22 protein-coding genes are annotated in these 21,716 nt (G+C 46.7%); 3 read left to right on the top strand and 19 right to left on the bottom strand.

Features of this window, described 5'->3' with window-relative positions; all coding sequences use genetic code 11:
- Nucleotides 1-210 precede the first annotated feature (210 nt).
- From GKG41_RS15235 to GKG41_RS15220, 4 genes are all read right to left on the bottom strand, one after another.
- A complete protein-coding gene (locus tag GKG41_RS15235; protein WP_154260143.1) occupies nt 211-1,758 on the bottom strand; it encodes a BCCT family transporter in 1,548 nt (515 codons plus the stop codon).
- Nucleotides 1,759-2,107: 349 nt separating this feature from the next.
- Entirely contained in the window at nt 2,108-4,042 is a 1,935-nt protein-coding gene (locus GKG41_RS15230; protein WP_154260140.1) for a sensor domain-containing diguanylate cyclase, read from the bottom strand.
- A gap of 164 nt (nt 4,043-4,206) precedes the next feature.
- Nucleotides 4,207-4,782 (bottom strand): 4Fe-4S binding protein, encoded by a 576-nt coding sequence (locus GKG41_RS15225; RefSeq protein ID WP_154260138.1) that lies wholly within the window; start codon nt 4,780-4,782, stop codon nt 4,207-4,209.
- Complete coding sequence (locus tag GKG41_RS15220; protein WP_226902231.1) at nt 4,779-4,982, bottom strand: 4Fe-4S binding protein; 204 nt, start codon at nt 4,980-4,982, stop codon at nt 4,779-4,781. The genes GKG41_RS15225 and GKG41_RS15220 overlap by 4 nt, the downstream gene beginning before the upstream one ends.
- Nucleotides 4,983-5,280: 298 nt before the next feature.
- Here GKG41_RS15220 and GKG41_RS15215 point away from each other — a divergent pair, with 298 nt between their 5' ends.
- The 3 genes from GKG41_RS15215 (at nt 5,281) to GKG41_RS15205 (ending at nt 8,027) form a co-directional block, all read left to right on the top strand.
- Entirely contained in the window at nt 5,281-6,333 is a 1,053-nt protein-coding gene (locus GKG41_RS15215; RefSeq protein WP_226902230.1) for an amidohydrolase family protein, read from the top strand.
- A 64-nt stretch (nt 6,334-6,397) separates the two neighbouring features.
- Nucleotides 6,398-7,339 (top strand): 2-keto-3-deoxygluconate permease, encoded by a 942-nt coding sequence (locus GKG41_RS15210; RefSeq protein WP_154260135.1) that lies wholly within the window; start codon nt 6,398-6,400, stop codon nt 7,337-7,339.
- A 73-nt stretch (nt 7,340-7,412) separates the two neighbouring features.
- Complete coding sequence (locus GKG41_RS15205; RefSeq protein ID WP_154260133.1) at nt 7,413-8,027, top strand: TetR/AcrR family transcriptional regulator; 615 nt, start codon at nt 7,413-7,415, stop codon at nt 8,025-8,027.
- Between the two features lie 55 nt (nt 8,028-8,082).
- Here GKG41_RS15205 and GKG41_RS15200 read toward each other — a convergent pair whose 3' ends face one another.
- From GKG41_RS15200 to GKG41_RS15130, 15 genes are all read right to left on the bottom strand, one after another.
- Nucleotides 8,083-9,078 carry a spore photoproduct lyase family protein gene (locus GKG41_RS15200; protein WP_154260132.1) on the bottom strand — a complete coding sequence of 332 codons (996 nt, stop codon included), beginning with the start codon at nt 9,076-9,078 and terminating at the stop codon, nt 8,083-8,085.
- A gap of 113 nt (nt 9,079-9,191) precedes the next feature.
- Complete coding sequence (gene rpsR, locus GKG41_RS15195; RefSeq protein WP_072849573.1) at nt 9,192-9,455, bottom strand: 30S ribosomal protein S18; 264 nt, start codon at nt 9,453-9,455, stop codon at nt 9,192-9,194.
- A gap of 19 nt (nt 9,456-9,474) precedes the next feature.
- The gene (locus GKG41_RS15190) at nt 9,475-9,921 is read right to left on the bottom strand and encodes a single-stranded DNA-binding protein (RefSeq protein WP_154260129.1); all 447 of its coding nucleotides are present in this window, start codon (nt 9,919-9,921) and stop codon (nt 9,475-9,477) included.
- 85 nt (nt 9,922-10,006) lie between these two features.
- Nucleotides 10,007-10,294 carry a 30S ribosomal protein S6 gene (gene rpsF, locus GKG41_RS15185; protein ID WP_072849569.1) on the bottom strand — a complete coding sequence of 96 codons (288 nt, stop codon included), beginning with the start codon at nt 10,292-10,294 and terminating at the stop codon, nt 10,007-10,009.
- A 111-nt stretch (nt 10,295-10,405) separates the two neighbouring features.
- Nucleotides 10,406-10,591: a DUF951 domain-containing protein gene (locus GKG41_RS15180; RefSeq protein WP_154260127.1), complete on the bottom strand. Its 186-nt coding sequence runs from the start codon at nt 10,589-10,591 to the stop codon at nt 10,406-10,408.
- An 18-nt stretch (nt 10,592-10,609) separates the two neighbouring features.
- Nucleotides 10,610-11,332, bottom strand: coding sequence for an NAD-dependent protein deacylase (locus GKG41_RS15175; protein ID WP_154260125.1), 723 nt, complete (start codon nt 11,330-11,332; stop codon nt 10,610-10,612).
- Nucleotides 11,332-12,123 (bottom strand): class B sortase, encoded by a 792-nt coding sequence (gene srtB, locus GKG41_RS15170; protein WP_154260123.1) that lies wholly within the window; start codon nt 12,121-12,123, stop codon nt 11,332-11,334. The genes GKG41_RS15175 and srtB overlap by 1 nt, the downstream gene beginning before the upstream one ends.
- A gap of 160 nt (nt 12,124-12,283) precedes the next feature.
- Nucleotides 12,284-13,474: a dicarboxylate/amino acid:cation symporter gene (locus tag GKG41_RS15165; RefSeq protein ID WP_154260120.1), complete on the bottom strand. Its 1,191-nt coding sequence runs from the start codon at nt 13,472-13,474 to the stop codon at nt 12,284-12,286.
- 137 nt (nt 13,475-13,611) lie between these two features.
- Nucleotides 13,612-14,355: a nickel pincer cofactor biosynthesis protein LarB gene (larB, locus tag GKG41_RS15160; protein ID WP_154260118.1), complete on the bottom strand. Its 744-nt coding sequence runs from the start codon at nt 14,353-14,355 to the stop codon at nt 13,612-13,614.
- Between the two features lie 77 nt (nt 14,356-14,432).
- The gene (locus GKG41_RS15155; RefSeq protein WP_154260115.1) at nt 14,433-15,353 is read right to left on the bottom strand and encodes a DMT family transporter; all 921 of its coding nucleotides are present in this window, start codon (nt 15,351-15,353) and stop codon (nt 14,433-14,435) included.
- Nucleotides 15,354-15,444: 91 nt separating this feature from the next.
- Entirely contained in the window at nt 15,445-16,737 is a 1,293-nt protein-coding gene (guaA, locus tag GKG41_RS15150) for a glutamine-hydrolyzing GMP synthase (RefSeq protein WP_154260113.1), read from the bottom strand.
- Between the two features lie 20 nt (nt 16,738-16,757).
- Complete coding sequence (locus GKG41_RS15145; protein WP_154260111.1) at nt 16,758-17,948, bottom strand: coenzyme F420-0:L-glutamate ligase; 1,191 nt, start codon at nt 17,946-17,948, stop codon at nt 16,758-16,760.
- Nucleotides 17,949-18,033: 85 nt separating this feature from the next.
- Nucleotides 18,034-19,917 carry a threonine--tRNA ligase gene (gene thrS, locus GKG41_RS15140; protein WP_347563331.1) on the bottom strand — a complete coding sequence of 628 codons (1,884 nt, stop codon included), beginning with the start codon at nt 19,915-19,917 and terminating at the stop codon, nt 18,034-18,036.
- Between the two features lie 406 nt (nt 19,918-20,323).
- Nucleotides 20,324-20,854 carry a hypothetical protein gene (locus tag GKG41_RS15135; RefSeq protein ID WP_154260105.1) on the bottom strand — a complete coding sequence of 177 codons (531 nt, stop codon included), beginning with the start codon at nt 20,852-20,854 and terminating at the stop codon, nt 20,324-20,326.
- Entirely contained in the window at nt 20,847-21,653 is an 807-nt protein-coding gene (locus GKG41_RS15130; RefSeq protein ID WP_154260103.1) for a site-specific DNA-methyltransferase, read from the bottom strand. The genes GKG41_RS15135 and GKG41_RS15130 overlap by 8 nt, the downstream gene beginning before the upstream one ends.
- Nucleotides 21,654-21,716: the final 63 nt, after the last annotated feature.

Below are 21,716 nucleotides of genomic sequence, written 5' to 3'. Positions count from 1 at the left end.
ATACATCTATTATACCAAAAAAGAGCCTCAAAGTCTTGTAAGTGCTGACTTTTCTGGCTCAATGGCGAAGAAAATCCGAGGCACTTGTCCTCGGACTTTGTCTACAGTCTGAGGCAGCAGCAGCATCAATGATAATCATTGATAGCTGCTGCTGCCTTTTCCTGTCTTTGCATAGTCCGCCGCCGCTTTATTCCCCCGCCGGCCACAGTATCATTTCAGCTCATTCTTAGTCAGCTGCTTATAAAAAGAAACCAGCATAAAGCAGATTAGGATCATAAACGGAAAACTAAACACAAATGATAGTGACTGAACAGCAGATAATCCTCCGGTTACTACAAACATAATAGAAAGCATCGCCAGAATCACGCCCCACAGAATCTTAATCTTTCTGTCATTATTCTCCATGCCCCGTGAGCTCATAACGGCCACTACCTGAACACCGGCATCCGCTGATGTCAGGAAGAACACGGACAGGGATATGATAACCAGTACAGATATAATCTGGGGCAGCGGCAGCGTGGAAAGCATAGCAAAAATAGAGGAGTTGGTATCTACCACACCGTTCACAGCAATACTTCCCGGGTTCTCCAATTCAATATGTAAGGCAGAACCTCCAAGTACGCCAAACCAGATACAGCTGAGAATCGTTGGGATGGACATAACCGCCAGAATAAACTCACGCAGAGTTCTTCCCTTTGATATCTGCGCTATAAAACTTCCTACAAATGGGGTCCAGGTAATCCACCATGCCCAGTAGAATATGGTCCAGTTGCCAATCCAGTTTTCTCCCGTATGAGCAGCAACCGCCCCGTCTGCATCCTGGAAGAAGCTCATAGGAATCAGCTGATGGATATAAGCGCCTATTGCTTCCGTAGTACTTTTGATCAGATTAATTGTAGGGCCGGTAAACAGGATAAAAAACAGTACCATAAACACAATGACCGTATTGCTGTTGCTCAGCTTTTTCATTCCCTTCTCAATTCCCGCAGAGGAAGATATAATAAACAATACTGCAAATACAATAATGATCAAAATAGGAGTAAAATCTCCCATAGAAAAGCCAAAAACGTAGTCCAGACCGCTGGCAATCTGAAGACTGCCCAACCCAAAGGAGGTTGCAACTCCTATAAGAATCAGAATAATCGTAAAAGCGTCAATCCCCTTCAAAAGAGGCTTCTTAAAAGATTTGTTCTCCAGAAATGGTGTGAAAACCGAACTGACCAGCATTGGTTTTTTCTGTCTGAAGTGAAAATATCCCATAGGTACAGCTACCGCCAGATAAAGTGCCCAGGGATGGATTCCCCAGTGGAAGAACGTATACTTCAGAGATTCAACAACAGCTTCTGGTGATGCCGGATCGGCTACCGGCGGAGCAAAAAAATGATTCAACGGCTCGGCAACGCTCCAGAATACAAGCCCGATTCCCATACCTGCCGCAAATATCATAGAAAACCAACTGATATTAGAATACTCAGGACGGTCTGTATCTGCCCCCAGGCGAATCTTCCCATATTTGCTGAAAGCAATAAACAGGCAGAATGCAATGACCAGAGCCGCAAACCAGATAAAGGTAAATCCCAATTTGTTTGTCAGATAGTTAAAAATAGACGACAACCATACAGATACGGTGTCTGAGAAGGCGATACACACAATGGATATTATCACCGTTACAGCCACTGCGATACATACGATAGAAGTATCTATCGTTTTACCAGCTTTTGTAGTGTCAGATTTCTGTTCCGCATTGTTTTTCTTCATGAAAACCCTCCATTCTGTTAAACTTTAAATCCTGATAACAGCTTTTCAGACTGTTTCACAATAGCAGGAATAATGCACACAAATGCATAAAATGAGTCCGGCAATGCAGACAAGTCCTCTGCGCCTTTTTGTTATCGTGATAACCTTATGGTAACATGAAAAGCATGATACGTCAATGACGACAGGTAATTAACGTCTTGAAAATGGAATAAACAAACATATTTTGTTCTACAATTAATGGGTTATTAACGATATTTCAGAAAAACTTTTTAAATTCAGGACGCCAGTTCAGCGCCGTTTGGTTATCACAGTAGCCTCAGCACCTATCCCCCGGGTTCTGTCCCAATAGTCAGCGCCCCTCAGAAGAGAGTGTCTCATATACAACATAGGTATTGCGTCCCAGTTTTTTTGCCTGATAAAGAGCCTCATCCGCATGCTGATACAGCAGCTCAAAGCTGCTCCCTTTTCCCCAGACAGAGATTGCTCCAATGCTGGCTGTGACATGCCATTCCCGTTCCCTGGATGTATATACAAAATCCAAAGCCTTTGAGAGTTCTTCTGCCTTTTCATTCACCCATTCCCTGTTATGGGCAGCCGCAAAAGCGACGAATTCATCGCCCCCGATGCGTCCAAGGATATCGTCCAGCCGAAAATGATTTTTAATGCGGCAGGTAAATTCTGTGATGACACCGTCCCCGTATACATGCCCGTAGTGATCGTTGGCCTGCTTAAAATTATCAATATCAAAAATGAAAAATGCATAAAATCTTCCGGGTTCCTTCTTTAGCAGTGCTTCGATCTGCCTCCGGGTGGCTGATTTATTCAGCATCCCTGTCATCTCATCTGTCTGGGCCAGCTCCTGCATTTGATGTTCCCGCTGTTTCTCTACATCGATATTTTGGCGATACACCAGCATATGAAGGGAATGATCGGACTCCCAGGGGATGATAAGTGCTGTGATCCGCATCCAGTAGTACTTCTCTCCATGTTTGGAGATCATGAGATCATAGTGCAGGCTTTCATGTCCTTCCTGAAACGCCCGGTATACATTTTCCGGGGAAAACATATCCAGATAGCCCTGGCGGTACTCCTCTTTGATCTGCTTTTCCGCAATAATTTTCAGCGCCTTGTCATAAGGAGTCCCCGCCGGTGCCCCAAGGCTTTCAAAATAACGCTCTGTACTTTCGTTTGCCGGACGGTTATTGGTAATATCAAGCTCATAGATATCTTCAAACAACTGATTAGTGGCCTGTTCGAACACCGTGTGGTGTTGTCTCTCTACTGCCTTCACCAATGAGAGAATCTGCTTGTTATAATTGCGGATCACCAAGGTGATAATCAAAAGCACCCCAAAGATGATGGCAAGAATGACTATCACAGTCTGCAGCATCTGGTGCTTCATCTCATCCACCAGATTCCCGGTATTTCTCTCAATTACTAAGTGCCACATAAGCTCCGGAATATACCTGGTTACCACATAACTGTCACCCTTGCCGTTGTCAGCCCAGAGGCTTTTGGCTTCCCCTGCAGTTTCCCAGTCCATAATCTCATGCTGAATGTCTGAGGCAAACGTATACTGTTTGAACAGGCTGACTGCTTCATACCCTGTGTATTCTGTGGAAATCTCAATCATTCCCCGGGCATTTACCAGATAGGCATGGACACCGAATTCTGTCTCATAACTCTGAAGAAGCTCCTGAAGATTAGAAATAGCCACTCCCACTCCCACAATTCCCAGAACCTGACCATCCGGACCGGTAAGCTTGCAGTTGACAAAAACGGTAATCCGGTTCTCAGCTCCTGCCACCTGATCATTGTCTACCACGATGGAGTAATCCTCGTCCTTTTCCAGCATCTCATAGAACCATTTATTTTCCGTATCTTCTGGTTCCAGAACACGGTCCAGTCCGTTAAAGTTGTAATAGCGTTCGGTAGCCACCGATGCGAGAAAAACCGAATCATATCCGTATTTCTCCTGGTATGTGCGCAGGTATTCCCGGATCGTCTCCGTATATCCCTCATCCTCCAGATGGGCCTCCTCCCCAAGCAGGAAGTCCCTGAGCAGACTGTCATTTGCCATGGTAAGTGAAATATTCACAGGCTTAGTGAACGTACCTGCCAGCTGGTAATAAATCCCCTCAGACGTAAGGTCTGAGACTTGTTCTATATTCTGCAGCGAGGCGTTATAATTCGCCCGGTAGCTGAGCATAGCAGTGAGCGAGAAACCGATTGCCAGGATCAGACATACCAGTAGATTTGTACGCAATAATATATTTTTTTTCATCGAAGTTACACTGACCTTTCCATCAAGTTAGATGTTACTTCATATAGTATCCTATTTTGTTTTTTAATGCAACTTCTTCTGAATGGCCCCCCGGGCAGCCTGTCAACAATAAACGGCCCCCTGTCTGCCAGACAGGGGGCCGTTTATTGTGGGGTTTCCTTGCATCATTCTCTATGTTCCAGTCTGCAGACTGCCTGTGTCATTGTACCCATAGGACAAAAGGTACACCAGCTGCGGGGCTTATATAACATCATCACTACAAGGCCAATAATTGCGGATGTGAGCATCAGACCATAAAATCCGAATGCAAACTGAGCAACCCACGGGGATGCTGTACCTGCGGTATAGGTCCAGCCCCAGGGCACACGGATCGTCCATAAGAGCTTAATTGCCTCTCTCAAATCTGAGGCTCCGGACGCCACCATCCATGTCTGGAATATCATACTGCCAAACATAGTCATAAAGAACAGCAAAAATCCATATCGGAACCATTTGGAATACATCCAATGGGGAGTAGGTTTATTCCGGGATAATTTCAGTCTGCCCCCCAGAAGGGCAAAGAGCTGGCCACGGCCGCACAGATGATTGCAGAACCATTTGTTTTTCCCGAATACGGCAATTACTATTGGAAGTAAAAAATCGATCATCCCCAGCCATGCAAATAATATATTAAAGAAGCCCAAAGCAAAATAAATTATGGACCAGATCCACAGGTATTCGTACCACTTCTTCTTTCTCAAGCTTCTACCTCCCTTTTTACCAGTGAGATGGCATTGGCCGGGCATACCCTGGCGCAGAGACCGCAGCCTATACATTTCTCCCTATTTATTTTAGCAAAGCATCCTCTCCATACCGCCACCGCATCTCTGGGGCATTCATTCTCACAGGCTCCGCATGCCACACAGCCTCCTTCTGATACAAACGCACTTTTTTTTGCCACAACAGCAACCTCCCTGTCTCTTACTGACTTACAGTCTACAGGAAAAGATTCTTTTTCACCGTAACAAAGTCACAGAGGAGAGCTGCTAGACCGCTGCCGTATTTCTTATTGCGGACAAAACTCTAACATGTGTATGTTTTCCCTTTTTTTCCAAACATACCCTCTTTAAATGAAGGAATCCGAACAAAAACCGATATTCTGATGATAGTAATCCCAGGTTTCATTTGTTATAATGCAATCACAAACAACAGAAATCTGGCGCGCAAAGATTTCCCAACACTTTCAGGAGGTAAGTATTATGGGTTTTGAATTCAGAAAAGAATATGTAAAAGACTATGTCGCTCCTTACGGACAGGAAATCATGCACGGAAAGATTGCCCTGGAGGAACACTATGAATCTCCCCAGTGGGAGGCTACCGGGGATCCGCAGAATGAAACTGCAAGAAATAAAGAAGACTATTTTGAAGCAGTTAAAGCCAGACTGCATTCGGCCGACATCCGTATCGCAGATATGGACCGGAATGGCGTTGAGATGTTTATTATGTCCCTGACACAGCCGGGTATCCAGGAAGTGCTGGATACTAAAGACGCGGTAGCCAGAGCTCATGAAATGAATCTCTGGATTTACGAAAACTATGTGCAGAAATATCCCAAACGTTTTAACGCATTTGCAGCTGTCGCCATGCAGGATCCTGAAGCTGCCTGCAAGGAACTGGAATTCTGTGTAAAAGAGCTGGGGTTCGTAGGCGCCCTTATAAACGGATATACCATGAAAAATGATAAAAACAACGTAGAATATCTGGACGAAAAGCAAAACTTTGTTTTCTGGAAGAAACTAGTTGAGCTGGACGTGCCGCTTTACCTGCATCCCCGTGATCCGGTTCCAAATCAGCAGAGAGCCTATGAGGGCTATCCGGGCCTGTTGGGTTCTGCCTGGGGCTTTGGCGCTGAGACTGCCATCCATGCCATTCGTTTGTTATGCAGCGGTATCTTTGACGAACTGCCCACAGCAAAGCTGATTCTGGGCCATCTGGGAGAGGGACTTCCCTTTGGGCTTCCCCGTCTTCAGCACCGTCTGAATAACCAGAAACCCTGCGGCGCTCACAAAAAGCCATTGACAGAATATATGGAAAAGAACGTATATATGACTACCAGCGGACATTTTCATACCCGTGCTTTTATTGATACCCTTATGGAGTGCGATAACAGGCATGTCATGTTCTCTTCGGATACCCCATACGAAAGTCTGGATGAGGCTGCTACCTGGTTTGATAATGTACCTCTCAGCTATGCGGATCGCATCCGCATCGGACGCACCAATGCCGCTGAACTGCTGAAATTAAATATTTGACAGATTATCCGGCCGTATAACAGCGGCCGGTATCCTTATAATAAAGTAAGACGGGAGGGATATTTTGAAAATACTCAAAACGGTACAAAAGTTTCCTGGGGGACTCATGGTCGGGCCTTTACTTATCGCGGCGATTATTCATACCTGGGCACCCGGTCTCGTTGAAATCGGAGGCCCTACCACCGCACTCTTTTCCTCCTCCGGCACTATGTGCCTGGCAGGACTGCTGCTTTTTATCATTGGCAGTCAGCTTCCTGTGCGGCAGATAGGCACGGTTCTGAAACGGCACGGTACCCTGCTGGCGGTCAAGCTTATCATGGCCTTTGCTGCGGGAATGATTCTGATGCACAGCTTTGGAGCCAAAGGGATCTTCGGCATTTCCACTATGGCCTTTGTATCCGTTCTTGCCAGCAATAACCCCGGAGTATTTCTTGCACTTACGAAATCCTATGGGGATGAAATTGATCACGCCGCCTTTGGACTCTGGAATGTAGCCTGCATGCCCACCATTCCCCTTTTGATTCTTGGTGCAGCAAGTGGCGCCGCCTTTGATTATATGGCGCTAATCGCACTCCTTGTGCCGTTTTTCCTGGGAATTCTCCTGGGAAACATAGACGGGGATATCCAAAAGCTTATGGCCCCTGGTTCCATGATTATTCTTCCTTTTCTGGGCTTTTGCTTTGGAATATCCGTGAATCTGGTCACCGCCTTCCGGTCCGGACTGCAAGGAATCTTTCTCACCTTAGTATTCTATATCATAAGTATAATACCTGCGTTCTGCACCGATCACTGGATTTTGAGACGTCCAGGGTACGCCTCTGTAGCGACTTGCTGTGTCGCCGGCCTGGCCATAGGGGCACCTTCCCAGATCGCCCAGGCAGTTCCCGAACATGCGCCCTATCTTCAGGCAGCTACCGCACAGATCGCGCTGGTGATGATACTTACGACTGTTATTACCCCCTTCCTGACCAAATTTACAGCAGGTAAATTCGGCACTGCCCCATGATATCCTCCACTTTACAAACGGCTTGACGGGATTTATAATACTTATAAATCCAATCTGCCGGGGAGGTGTATCAATGAAGGAACACGGAGATCTCAGAAAGACAAGAAGCCGTCAGTATCTGGTGGCGGCTCTGATTCACCTTATGGATCAGAAGACAATTGACGAAATCACTGTCCAGAATCTGGTAGAAGAGGCTCAGGTTGCAAGAAGTACTTTTTATTCTCAATTTGAAGATAAACAGGATTTTTTAGATACCATTACAGATGAGATCTTTGCTCAGCTCAGGAAAGAGACAAAGCCGGATTCCTATGCCAGGGAATCCGGCTTAAGCTCTAAGAGCAGCTGTAAATACTACGTGAAGCATTTCCAATACATAGCCGGGCATGCGGAATTTTTCCGGGTGATGCTGGGAAGAAACGGTCTGCCCTCCTTCCGTCAGAAAATGGAAGAAAGTGCCCGTATTACTTATACTGAAATTCTAAACCAGTTCAGCGATGAAGATCTGTCTCTGCCTAAAGCCTACCTGATTCAGTATATTATCTCTGCCCATATAGGAATCACAAGCAAATGGCTGGAGGACGGCATGAAATACAGCCCTGCTTATCTTGCGGAACTTCTGACACATCTAACGTTTCAGGGGGTATTCCATGGACTGGAACTGGATAAGATGATTGAACTTCCCAAATAACCAGCCCCAGAAAAAGCTTTCCCGGGGGGATGTGTATTTATGAGGCTCTGTCCTTCTAACTGATATACAGAATCGGTACATCCCCAAGAATCCTTTTAATCTCCTCCCGCAGGAATGCTTCCGCCTCTGCTCTCGCCTCCGGACGATAGCAATATCTGCCTCTGCCCCGTCCTGTCATCAGGTCTTTGTCATACAGCTGAGGGGCATTGGGGAAAGCCTCCTCATTGATGGCCCGGTGGATATAAGAGTAGGTCATCAGTATAATCTCAAGAAACATCTGTTCTCTCACCTGTTCTGACAGCCCTTCTCTCAATTCCTCGAAAAGACCGGTGTACGCCTCTTTCCATCCATCTGCCAATATGACAGGTGCGATTAAAAGCCCGCAGGGATATCCCGCCGCACACATTTTATTCACGGCCCTGATCCGCTGCTTCAGCCCGGAAGTCCCCAGTTCTATCCTCCGGATCACGGACTGGGGATTGACACTCATCCGGAAAATAACCTTTCCTCTGTGGTCCAGATTTAGCAGCGGATCCACCATATCAAATTTGGTGGGAAAGGTAAGAGAGCCTGTGCCCTCCTCTGCAAATCTGGAAATGGTATAGGTCAGATTGTCTGTTATAGTATTTTCCAGCACCAGATCACTATTGCTGCCAATTTCAAAAGTAAGAGGCCTGTCACTTTTGCCGGATTTGCGTATCAGTCTGTCCAGCATCTGTTCCCGATTGACAAAGAGACGCAAATACGCACATTTATTATAGTTGCATACAAGATAGCAGTACAGGCACATGGCCGTACATCCTGAGGACGTGTAGGGGACAAGATAGTCAGACACTTTATGATTTTCTACATATTTATGGGTTTTTCGAATGCCGATAATCAGGTTGCGTTTCATGTACCCGAACTCCGCATTAGGTTTTTCCTGCATCTCCCTGATGGAATTATGGTTCTCTATAGGGATCCAGGGCAGATTGCCAAACCTCTCCTTCAATGCCTTTCCCAGAGGGTAGGACAAACTTTCTGTCTCATAATAAACTGCATCAAATTTCATATATTTGCCTTTCCTGGATAGAATTCTAACATTTGCTTCCCTTCTAGTATGTGTCATTCCCATTAAAAAAACCGCTACTGCACAAGCAATAACGGTTTTATCCAGATTCATTTTTAGTCTGTTACGTAAGGCATAATAGCGATATGTCTTGCTCTCTTAATTTCAACTGTAAGAGCTCTCTGATGTTTTGCACAGTTACCTGTGATTCTTCTGGGAAGGATTTTCCCTCTTTCAGATACATATCTCTTTAATTTGTTAGCATCCTTGTAGCTGATCTCATTGTTCTCTTTACCACAGAATACACAAACTTTTTTTCTTCTGCGACCGCCTCTTCTCTTCATTGGAGAATCTGGTCTTTCACTTTTATTGTAAGCCATGAGCTTTAACCTCCTTATTTTAGTTAAACGGCAGTTCTTCGTCTATGCCGTCAGGAATATTCATAAAGCCATCGATAGATGCTGCATTGTTCGGTGTGGGAGCTGCGGCCTGCTGTGACGCCTGTCCCACATGGCTGTCACTGACTGCCTTGCTCTCAGCGAATTCCTGCTCCTCTACAACAACTTCTGTAGTATACACTTTCTGGCCTTCCCTGTTCGTATAGCTTCCTGTCTGGATCCTTCCGCATATGGTAATACGGATTCCCTGGCGGAAGTACTTCTCCGCGAACTCTGCCTGTCTGCCAAATGCAACACAGCTGATAAAATCTGCTGTTGCCTCTCCGTCTCTCCGGAATCTTCTGTCTACGGCAAGTGTATATCTGGCAATTGCCAGCGCATTCTCTCCTGCTGAATATCTTACCTCAGGATCTCTTGTTAAACGCCCCATTAAAATTACTTTGTTCATATCTATTACCTCGTATTATTTACAAATTATCAATCATCGGCTATCAGAACCATTATAATCAAAATGGCGCTTTTCAGTTAAAAAATTATGCTTCTTTTTTAACAACCAAATATCTCAAAACATTGTCCATAATACGCACGTGTCTTTCAACTTCTGCCGGACAAGCTGCATCTGCCTCAAACTGAATAAAGTAATAGAAGCCTTCTCTCATTTTCTGAATTTCGTAAGCTAATCTCTTCTTACCCCATTCTTCCACTTCTGTTACAGTTCCGTTGTAGCGTTCGATGTATTTTTTCGCTTTTTCTACAACAGCTGCACGAGCTTCATCTTCAATTTTGGCATTCACAACTAATGCTAATTCATACTTGTTCATGCTGTTTTACCTCCTTTTGGTCTTTTGGCCCCCTGATCTCTTCAGGGAACAAGGATATCTTATAATATATCACAATTTTTGATTCTACCATAAAATGTATGAGAATGCAAGTTATTTTGCCCTTTTTTTCAATTCTCTGGTATTCTTCTCTACCAGCTTTCTGGTCACCATGATCTGATGGCCGCACCCTGTACATTTGAGCCGGAAGTCGGCCCCAACCCTCAGGATTTCCCATTCACTGCTGCCGCAGGGATGCTGTTTTTTCAGCCTTACAATGTCTCCCACTTCATATACCATATCGTAAACCTCCGAAAGTTATTTTACGGTTATCTGTCCGAACACTTCCCCGATGGGTGCCTGTATCAGAAGATCCGCCTGCTTATCCCTGGGTGTGGGAGCCTTGTTGATCACAACCAGGGCCTCCCCCCGGAAATAATCTATCAGCGACGCTGCCGGATAGACGGCCAGGGAAGTGCCCCCGATGATCAGGACCTGGGCTTTGCTGATGGCAGATACCGCCCCCTCTAGGGTATGGCTGTCCAGGCTTTCCTCGTACAAGACCACATCCGGCTTAACCATTCCGCCGCATTTACACTTGGGAATCCCGCTGGCTTTCTTCATGAAGGCAAAGTCATAGGCTCCGCCGCAGCGAACGCAGTAGTTCCGATACACAGATCCGTGAAGCTCCCAAACATTTTTGCTCCCCGCCATCTGGTGAAGATTGTCTATATTCTGAGTAATTATCCCCTTAAGCTTCCCGACCTGTTCCAACTCCGCCAGTTTTAGATGGGCCTTGTTGGGCTTCGCCGTGTCACAGAGCATCTTGGCCTGGTAAAAGCGGAAAAATTCCTGGGGGTTTCTCATAAAAAAGGTGTGACTCAGGATTGTCTCAGGGGGGTAGTCATACTGCTGGTTATACAGGCCGTCCACGCTTCTGAAATCCGGAATCCCGCTCTCAGTAGACACTCCTGCACCCCCGAAAAATACAATATTATCATATTTGTCAATGATTTGCTGCAGTTTTTCAATTTCTTTCATCACTTATACACCTCCGGCAGGCGTTTGGCCTGAACCACAAATCTTGTCTTATCATTTCCGGTGCAGGTAGATAATGTAACAATCTTATCGTTCTGTGAAACCTGAACATCATTTTCTATCTCTGAAGCACTTTTCATTTTTTCCAGATACTGCTGGAATTCCTGACCCGGCGCACTGAAAAGGGTATATGTATCCCCTGTGGCACTTGTAGTATGATAGGAGAAAATCTCATATCGGTAGCTTCCGCCGGGTGTGCAGATCCACAGATAGGGGCTTACAGAGTACACATCCTCCCGCTGAAATTTTTTCAGCTGCCCGAACATAGAACCATTTTTCATATTATGCCCATATATAATTGTATTGCAGTCCGAAAAATCTGATTTGTTGGTATATTCCATAAAAATGGCTCCCGCTGCATTCTTCTTTCCCTCAAAGGTATAATGAAGATACTTATCGTTATCCTTTCCCTGTACAATGGGATAGCTGATATCTATAGCCTCAAGCTCCAACCATCCCACCACATCGGGGTTCGTGGCCTGAAGTGACGCAAAATCAATCTGCGGGGCCTGAATCTGAGGTTCCTCCGTTTCCTCCCCAGTCTCCTCCCTGGCCGGCTCAATGACGGCAGTATCCTTTATGGAGTCATATTCATCGGATCCCTTTTTATACTCCATATAAATACGAAATAACTGGAAGGCAGAAAATAAAAATATACCGATACATACAATCAGCAGCACACTGCGAACAATATCCCCTACACCTTTTTTCTTCCTTTTCTTCTGTTTTCCCATAGCTTCTCCTATCCTTCATGCATTTACTATCAAAATTATACCACCCCAGCCATCTGGCTTCCACCCTAAGTTGCCGGAATTTTATCTTCTGTTATGTAAGTACGCAAAAACAGAGTACCCGCCGGCTGTTTGTTTCGGCAGGTACTCTGTTACCCTGGTTCTATAATTTAACTTCCAGTTTCTGCTCCTCCACCTTATGCTTTTCTACATACCCTGTCAGCATAAGAGTCAGGGCACCGTCTCCGGTTACATTGCAGGCAGTTCCAAAACTGTCCTGAAGTGCAAATATCGTGAGCATCAGGGCGGTTCCTGTCTCGTCAAAGAGAAGGATGCCGGTAATCAGTCCCAGGGAAGCCATCACAGTGCCTCCCGGCACCCCCGGGGCCCCGATGGCGAATACCCCCAGGAGCAGGCAGAACAATACCATGGTTCCAAGGGAGGGCAGTGAGCCGTACAGTATCTGGGATACGGTCATGACAAAGAATACTTCAGTGAGCACAGACCCGCAAAGATGAATATTGGCAAACAAGGGAATACCAAAGTCCACCATATCCCTGCGCAGCACCTTGGACTTTCTGGCTCCGTTTAATGCAACTGCCAGTGTGGCTGCCGATGACATAGTACCCACAGCGGTAAGGTATGCCGGTCCATAATATTTAAGCACTTCCCACGGACTTTTCCCCGAATACAGGCCCGCAAGGAGATACAGCAGAGCCAGCCAGAGGTAATGCCCCAGCATAACGATTAAAATGACTTTAATGAACACAGGCAGCTGTCTGGTAATGGTTCCCTCATAGGCAAGCCCGCAGAATGTAGACGCAATAAAAAACGGCAGGATAGGGATAATCACTCTGGTAACAATCTGGAGCACAATCTGCTGAAATTCATTCAAAACCCCTGTAATATAGTTTGCTTTTGTCCAGGCAGCCGCCAGACCTATCATTACAGAAAATACAAGTGCGCTCATAACGCTCATAATCTGCGGAATCTCCAGCTGGAAAATCACCTCCGGAAGTTCTTTTAATCCATCTACCGTAGATACAATTGACAGATGCGGAATGAATCCGTAGCCTGCCGCCGCCGCAAACAGGGCGGCCCCTATGGAAGACACATACGCGATTACCAGGGCAATTCCCAGCATTCTGGAAGCATTGCTCCCCAGTTTGGTAATAGACGGTGCAATAAAGCCAATAATAATCAGAGGCACACAGAAGGTAATCACCTGCCCCAGTACATATTTTACAGTAACAATGACATTCATAAAACTCTCATTGGCAATTAATCCAATGATTATACCAACCACAACGCCCAGCAGCAGGCGAAAGGGCAGGCTGTTCCACAATTTACGCATAGATTTCCCCCTTTTTCTAATTCTTTTAGATACTGCACTATTTTAATACAGTATCCTCCTTTTGGCAACACTTTCTTTTAGTTATTATAATATGGCTCTCCGCTGAAGCGGTGCGTCCTCACCCTTATATCCTGCTGTTAACGCTCAGCCAGGCGGTTTATCTGTGTTGCCATATATCCCGCTCCGAACCCATTGTCAATATTTACCACCGCTATCCCCTCAGCACAGCTGTTCAGCATGGTTAAAAGGGCTGAGAGTCCTCCGAAATTGGCTCCGTATCCCACTGAGGTGGGGACTGCAATCACAGGTTTGTCCACCAGGCCTGCCACTACCCCTGCAAGGGCCCCTTCCATACCGGCAACCGCTACGATGCAGTTGGCATCCTCTATCACATCCACTTTGGACAGGAGACGGTGTATCCCCGCAACCCCCACGTCGTAGATCCGTTTTACCTTTGCCCCAAAAAACTCTGCAGTCTGAGCCGCCTCCTCTGCCACGGGTATGTCTGATGTCCCTCCGGTACAGACAGCCACGCATCCCGTCAACTCCCGCTCTTTGCTGTATATAGAAAGAACCTTTGACATTTCATCATACTGCACCATAGGCAGCACCTCTTTCACCGCCTCATACTGTTCCCTGGAAGCTCTTGTCCCCAGCACATTAGAGTCTTGTTCATAAAAATGCTTATAAATCTCCACCAGGTGCTGTGTCTGCTTTCCCTGACAGAAAATCACTTCCTCAAATCCTGATCTGGCTTTCCTGTGGTGATCCAGCTTGGCAAACCCGAGCTCTTCGTAGGGCAGCTTCTTGAGCAGAGCTTCCGCCTGGGAAATCTCCATTTCTCCTGCTTTTACCTGTTCTAATAGATTTTGTATATCCATGATAGTTCCCTCTTTTTCATATGTTTTCTTCTTGATTTATCTGGTAAGATAGTATCATTTCTTTAAAAATGTGTCCACTATTCTTTTCCTTTAGTCAGCCCATTTTTAAGGGTTTCACGTTTCTTTGGGGATTTGGAAAAAAAGAACACAATCATCCCAAGCATTATTACTAGTATCCCAATAAATTGCTGAAGTATAATAACTTCATGGAGTATCAGATAAGCAAGTATGCAGGTGCCGACAGGTTCTCCCAGAATGCTCATTGTTACTGCAGAAGCCGGTACATTTTTTAGCAAAAGATTGAATACAAATTGTCCGCCAATGGTCGAAATCAGGGCCAGTCCGAGAAACGCCAGCCATGTTTGTCCCGTATAGCCCCAGAAGGATTCCTTCCGGATTAGAATATACACAGCCAGGAGGACCGCACTGAAAGAATAGCTTAACGTTGAGTAGGTCACGGCAGAAATGTCTTTTCTGATGTTTTCTCCCACAAAAAAGTACAGCGATATCACGCCGGCTGCAACCAATGCCAATATATCCCCCAGAAGGCTTTTCCCATCGAGCCGGAAATCACCGAATCCTATGATAAAACAGCCGCATAAAGCAGTTACACAGCCGGCCAGCGCAGCGGATTTTATTTTCTTTTTGCCTATAAACCGTTCCAGTGCAAGAGAGTACAAGGGCTGCAGACACACAAGAACCGTGGAGCTTGCAACAGACGTGAAGTTCAGTGATTCAAACCAAAGCACGTAGTGCAGAGCCAGCAATAAACCCGCGGACAAAATCTGTACCCATTGCTTCGTTTGGAGTTTTTTGATTTCCCCCCGGCTTTCGGGGATGCACAGAAGGGCAGGCGTAAGCGCCACTGCCGCAATGAAAAGGCGGTAAAATGCAGTGACCGATGAAGGGGCATTCGCTATTTTAACAAAAATGGCCGATGTCGACAGTGCAAAAACACCGCCAAACAAAATTAGATACGTTTTTAGACTGGAATACATAACACCTCCTGAATTTGCTGCATCGAACAGGGCCGGCAGGAATACTTTCCAGCCGGCCCCGACAGTTCATATCAACCAGCCATTTCAGGCTTTATTCCCATTCTATAGTAGCCGTAGGCTTGGGGGAAAGATCATAGCAGACTCTGTTTACATTCTCCACTTCCTTCAGGATACGGTCTGTAATCTTCAGAAGCACGGGCCACTCTACCTGTTCGATAGTAGCTGTCATGGCATCCACAGTATTCACCGCACGGATAATCACAGGATACTCAAAGCATCTGGCATTGTCTTTTACCCCCACAGACTTGAAGTCCGGAACTATGGTAAAATACTGCCATACTTTTTTATTCAGGCCTGCAATTTCAAACTCCTCCCGGAGAATCGCATCCGCTTCCCGGACAGCCTCCAGGCGCTCTCTGGTGATGGCGCCCAGACACCGCACTCCCAGTCCCGGTCCGGGGAATGGCTGGCGAAAAACCATGGCGTCAGGAAGTCCCAGTTCCAGACCGCAGGCGCGTACCTCGTCTTTAAAAAGCTGTTTCAGGGGTTCTACCAGCTCAAATTTCATATCTTCCGGCAGACCGCCCACATTGTGGTGTGACTTCACCATTTTTGCGGTTTTCGTACCACTTTCTATAATATCCGGATAAATAGTCCCCTGCCCCAGGAAGTCAATTCCCTCTTGCTTTCTGGCCTCTTCTTCGAAGACACGGATGAATTCACTTCCGATAATTTTTCTTTTCTCCTCAGGATCTGCAACACCGGCCAGCTTTCCAAGGAATCTCTCAGTGGCGTCTACGTATACAAGGTTTGCGCTCAGCTGATCCCGGAAGACGGAGACAACGCTTTCTGACTCTCCTTTTCTCATAAGCCCGTGGTTTACATGAACACACACAAGCTGCTGTCCGATGGCTTTCAGAAGAAGAGCTGCCACGACAGAAGAATCCACCCCGCCGGAGAGTGCCAGCAATACCTTTTTATCCCCTACCTGGCGGCGCACCAGTTCCACCTGGTCTTCCACAAAGTTCTTCATATTCCAGTTCGGCTCTGCTCTGCAGACGGTGAATAAAAATTCCTTCAGCCAGTTTGTATCCGGCAGTGTTTCCAGCTTTGTCTCACACTGTGCCGCCTGATGATCAATGGCAGCAACCGGATAGCCGCAGCCGTAAATCTCCGGCAACACGTCAATGGACTGGCCGTCCACCACCCGGTTTTCACCGCCGTTCAGAATAATGCCTTTTACATTTTCCAGCTCTTTAAGCTCCCTGGCAGTAATATCATGAGGGTGAATCTCACTGTACACCCCCAGGTCACGGATAGCTCTCGCAAGTGTGGTATTCTCTGTGCTTCCCAAGTCTAAGATTACTATCATATCCTGTTTCATCCCTAATCTATCTCCTTATCCTAATTCGTAAAATTGTCAAAGTAACCCTGTACCAGAATTACCGGGGTACCCTTATCCCCGGAGCCGCTGGTCAAATCACAGAGAGAACCGATGAGATCCGTAAGACGTCTGGGCGTGGTTCCCTGAGACGCCATATCTCCCACAAGGTTTTCGCCCTTTTCTTTGATCCTCTTGGATATGGCCTCCTTCAGCGCCTCCCCGGACAGCTCCCTGAAATCATTGTCTGCCAGATATTTTAGTTTAACTTCGTTCGGTGTTCCCTCAAGACCAGGTGTGTGGGCTACGGATACACAAGGGTCGGCCAGTTCCCAGATCTTTCCTACGGGATCCTTAAAAGCTCCGTCACCATATACCATAACCTCCACACATTTGCCTGTTGCTTTAAGAACCTTGTCCTGTATCTCTTCTACCAGGTTCTTGCAGTCTCTGGGGAACAGTTTTACCGTATCTTCTGTTGATTTATTCGATCCCAAAAGTCCGTATCTCTCATTGCAGCCGCTGCCCTCCACCGGCGCCGTGAGAATGTCATCAAGGCCGCACACAGCCTTAGCCCCAGCCTGTCTGAGAATCCGTTTGGTACGCTCCCGGGAGTGGATGTCGCAGCACAGGACACAGTCCGCATAAGACAGAATCTCTTTTGGATTGTTGGCAAAGATCACCTCCACCTGCGCCCCGGTCTTACGGATAATCTCACTGTAATACGCCACATAGTCAACGCCCGTGAAAGGGTGCTTGTTTTCTCCAAACAGCTTTCTGTACTGTTCCAGTGTCAGCACATCACTGTAGGGATTCACGCCGGCCTCATCCAGCTTGTCCAGAGATACCAGTTCATTCCCTACCTCATCACTGGGATAACTCAGCATAAGGACTACCTTTTCCGCTCCTTTTGCGATTCCCTTCAGACATACTGCAAAACGGTTTCTGGATAAGATAGGGAAGATGACTCCTATCGTTTTTCCTCCCAGCTTCTTCCTAACATCCTCTGCAATGGCCTCCACTGAGGCATAATTTCCCTGTGAACGGGCAACCACTGATTCTGTCACGGCAATTACATCCCTGTCTCTCAGGGAAAATCCTTCACTCTCTCCTGCGTCCAGTACGCTCTTTACTACAATATCACCAAGGGGATCCCCTTCCCGGATAATCGGGCAGCGGATTCCTCTTGAGATGGTTCCTACTTTTCGTTCCATAGAAAAACCTCTCCCTATATTTATTTTAACATACAGATTAATTATAATATAAACCCGGGGGAAGTAAAAGGATTTTCTTGTCGGATTATAGGCTGCGTTCCAGGAACTCCTCCAGCTTCATACTTCCCAGGTCTCCTTCCTCCCGGCTTCTCAGTGCTATGGTGCCGTCTGTTTCCTCCCGATCTCCCACAACTATCATATATGGGATCTTTTCCAGCTGGGCCTCTCTGATCTTATAGCCTATTTTTTCATCTCTCATATCCATGTCCGCCCGGATCCCCTGGTTTTTAAGCTGCTCCAGAATATTTCCGGCATACGCACCGTGTTTTCTGGAGACCGGGAGAACCTTCACCTGCACCGGTGCCAGCCAGAAAGGAAACCTTCCTGCAAAATGCTCTGTGAGAATCCCTATAAACCGCTCCACTGAGCCAAATACTACCCTATGAATCATAATGGGACGGTGCTTCTGTCCATCCTCCCCCGTATATTCTGCCTGAAACCGCAAAGGCAGCTGAAAGTCCAACTGTATGGTACCGCACTGCCACGTTCTTCCAATTGAGTCTTCCAGATGAAAGTCAATCTTCGGCCCGTAGAAAGCCCCGTCCCCCTCATTTACCTGATAGGGAATTTCCATCTCCTCCAGGGCCCTTTTAAGTCCCATGGTAGCATCCTCCCAGTCCTCATCACTGCCCATGCTGTCCTCTGGCCTTGTAGAAAGTTCCACATGATATTTGAATCCGAATCGTGAATATACCTGATCAATCAGCCGGACTACTCCCTTTATCTCCGGCAAAATCTGATCCTTTGTCATAAAAATATGGGCATCGTCCTGGGTAAAGCACCGCACCCGCATCAGACCGTGAAGAGCTCCTGATTTCTCATGACGGTGTACCAGTCCCAGCTCACCGATCCGCATGGGAAGGTCCCGATAGGAACGAGGTTCCGACTGATAGACCAGCATACCTCCCGGACAATTCATGGGTTTGATGGCATACTCCTCGTCATCAATAGTTGTAGTATACATATTTTCCTTATAGTGTTCCCAATGGCCCGATGTTTCCCAGAGGCTTTTGTTCAGCATCACAGGCGTTGATGTCTCCACATACCCTTCTCTCCGGTGAATGTCTCTCCAATAGTCAATCAGAACATTCTTCAGCACCATTCCCTTTGGCAGAAAGAATGGGAATCCCGGCCCTTGTTCCATAAAGGTAAAAAGGCCCAATTCTTTCCCCAATTTTCTGTGATCTCTTTTCCTTGCCTCCTCCATTTGTTCCAGATACGCTTTCAGGTCTGCTTTTTTGGGAAAGGAAGTGCCATAGATTCTGGTAAGCATTTTATTCTTCTCGCTGCCTTTCCAGTAAGCTCCGGCCACTTTTGTCAGATGAAAAGCTTTTACTGGTGCTACGCTCAGCAGATGGGGGCCTGCGCACAAGTCAATATATTCCCCCTGTTGATAAAAACGGATGGGTTCGTCCTCCGGCAGCTCCTCTATCAGTTCCTTTTTATAGTCTTCTCCACGGGATGCTGCCAGCTGAAGCGCTTCCTCCCTGGTAAGGGTAAATCGTGTGATCTTATACCCTTCTTTTACAATCCTCTGCATCTCTTTTTCCAGCAGCATAAGCTCTTCCTGGGAAAAGGGGACTTCTCTGTCAAAATCATAATAAAAGCCGTCCGCGATGGCAGGCCCTATGGCCAGCTTTGTCTCCGGATACAGCCGTTTCACTGCCTGCGCCAGAATATGTGCGGTGGTATGGCGGAAGACGTCCCTGCCTCTCTCATCCTGAAACGTCAGGATTTCCACGCTGCAATCTGCCGTCAGCTCTTCCCTCAGATCCGTCAGTGTTCCGTCTACAAGCCCTGCCGCTGCATGTTGTCTCAGCCTCTCTGAAAGGTCCCCGGCCAATTCTTCAAGTGTCAGCGGCCTCTCATATACTTTCACAGTTCCATCTTTTAATGTTATCCTCATAATATACTCTCTCCTGTTCTTTTATTTTGAACTGTCCTCTGCGCAGAATGACATGTTGCGGATATAAGAAAAGCACCCTTAAAACTGCACAATTGTACAGCTCTAAGGGTGCATACTATTTTGAAATGCACGGTTCCACCTTAACTTTTAACTTTCGGATTCCATCAAATCCTAGCCTTTAACGCAGGCATACGGCCATACTTAACAGAAAGCTTCTGTATTCATATGCAGCTGATCTTCTGCATCCTGCAGAACATCCAGGAGTGGTCTTCACTGATATTTTGCATAAGCAGCTTCCACCGATGTGCCGCTCTCTCTGTATGCATCCTATAAGTTACTCTTTCCTTCATAGCTTTTCTTATATTCTGGGATCATTATATCACTTTTTACTTGTAAGTCAACCCGGTAATTACAACTCCTTCAGTGTTTTTACTGCTGTTTTCAGCTTATCAATATCCGGATCGTAGGATTCCCCGGTTCCTGTGACTGCTACACTGTAATATGCCACATCGGATTCCACATATAAGATATAAGCCTTGAAGACTTGGCCTGATTGGGTCATCTTATATTCCTCTTCTCTGGCATGCTTCATTCCCTCCAGCTGTGCATCCCCGTCCGACTCTGACCCGGCGGCCGCCAGATCCGGGATAACCTGGCTTTTATACGCAGCCATAAAGTCTTCCAGTCCGCTGCCGTCTTCCTCCTCCAGCCCTTCCTGGGGAAACCGCTGAATCAGGATACTCAGAGACTGGTCCTCGTTGTCCAGCACCAGATGGTCCTCATTATCTGTCTCTGTAATCTTCCATTCACCTGGGACTGTGACAGAAAATGTATTCCCCTTATTTATATATTCTCTGGTCTCCTCTTCCTTCCCCTGACACCCGGCCAGCAGACAGAACATACTCAGCACCAGTAACCAGACTGTAATTTTTTTACTCATGGCTATCCTCCTGCCTCTCCCTGGCTGCCCAAAGACGCTTTTCACTGATTCTCAGATACTCTTCCTCCCGTTCCAGGCCGATAAACCTGCGGCCCAGACGCTTGGCCGCCACACCGGTAGTTCCGGAACCGCAGAAGGGATCCAATACCATATCTCCCGGTTTGGTTGAGGCAAGTATTATGCGTTCCAGCAGATACTCCGGTTTCTGGGTCGGATGTTTTCCAAATGTCTTCTCAGAGGGCTTCGTCAGGCTCCCCGTCCAGACATCCTTCATCTGCTTTCCCCCGTTCATTTCCTTCATATCTTCATAGTTAAAGAGATGCCGGGCCTTTTTTTCGTTCTTCTGCGCCCAGAGAATGGTCTCCGTAGAGTGGGTGAAGCACCGGCATGCCAGATTCGGCGGCGGGTTCGTTTTCTGCCAGGTAATATTATTGATAATTTTAAATCCCTCCTGCTCCAGCGCCATGCCGATGGAATAAATATTGTGAAGAGTCCCGGATATCCAGATACTCCCGCTTTCCTTCAGCATTTTTTTGCAGGCCCGAATCCATCTGCGGTTAAAATTGTGTTTGTCCATAACAGAATCACACTGATCCCATTTCCCTTTATTCACAGATACCATTTTACCGCCCTTGCAGGTAATTCCGTCATTGCTGAGAAAATAGGGGGGATCTGCAAAAATCATATCCACAGACTCTGGTATTCCCTTTTTCAGCAGTTCCAGACTGTCTGCCTGGTACAGCATTATATGTTCTTCTGTATAAACTGGTTTTAAACTGGAGCGAAACAGTTTGTCCATCCCCACTCTCCTTCTCTGTCCGGACACGTCCAAGCCTGCCCGGTGAATCGTTATTTGCTCCCT

Origin of the sequence: Lactonifactor sp. BIOML-A5 (assembly GCF_009677585.1) — a bacterium.
In the GTDB taxonomy this organism is placed as follows: Bacteria; Bacillota; Clostridia; order Lachnospirales; family Lachnospiraceae; genus Lactonifactor.
This window is presented reverse-complemented; position numbering and strand designations above follow the sequence as displayed.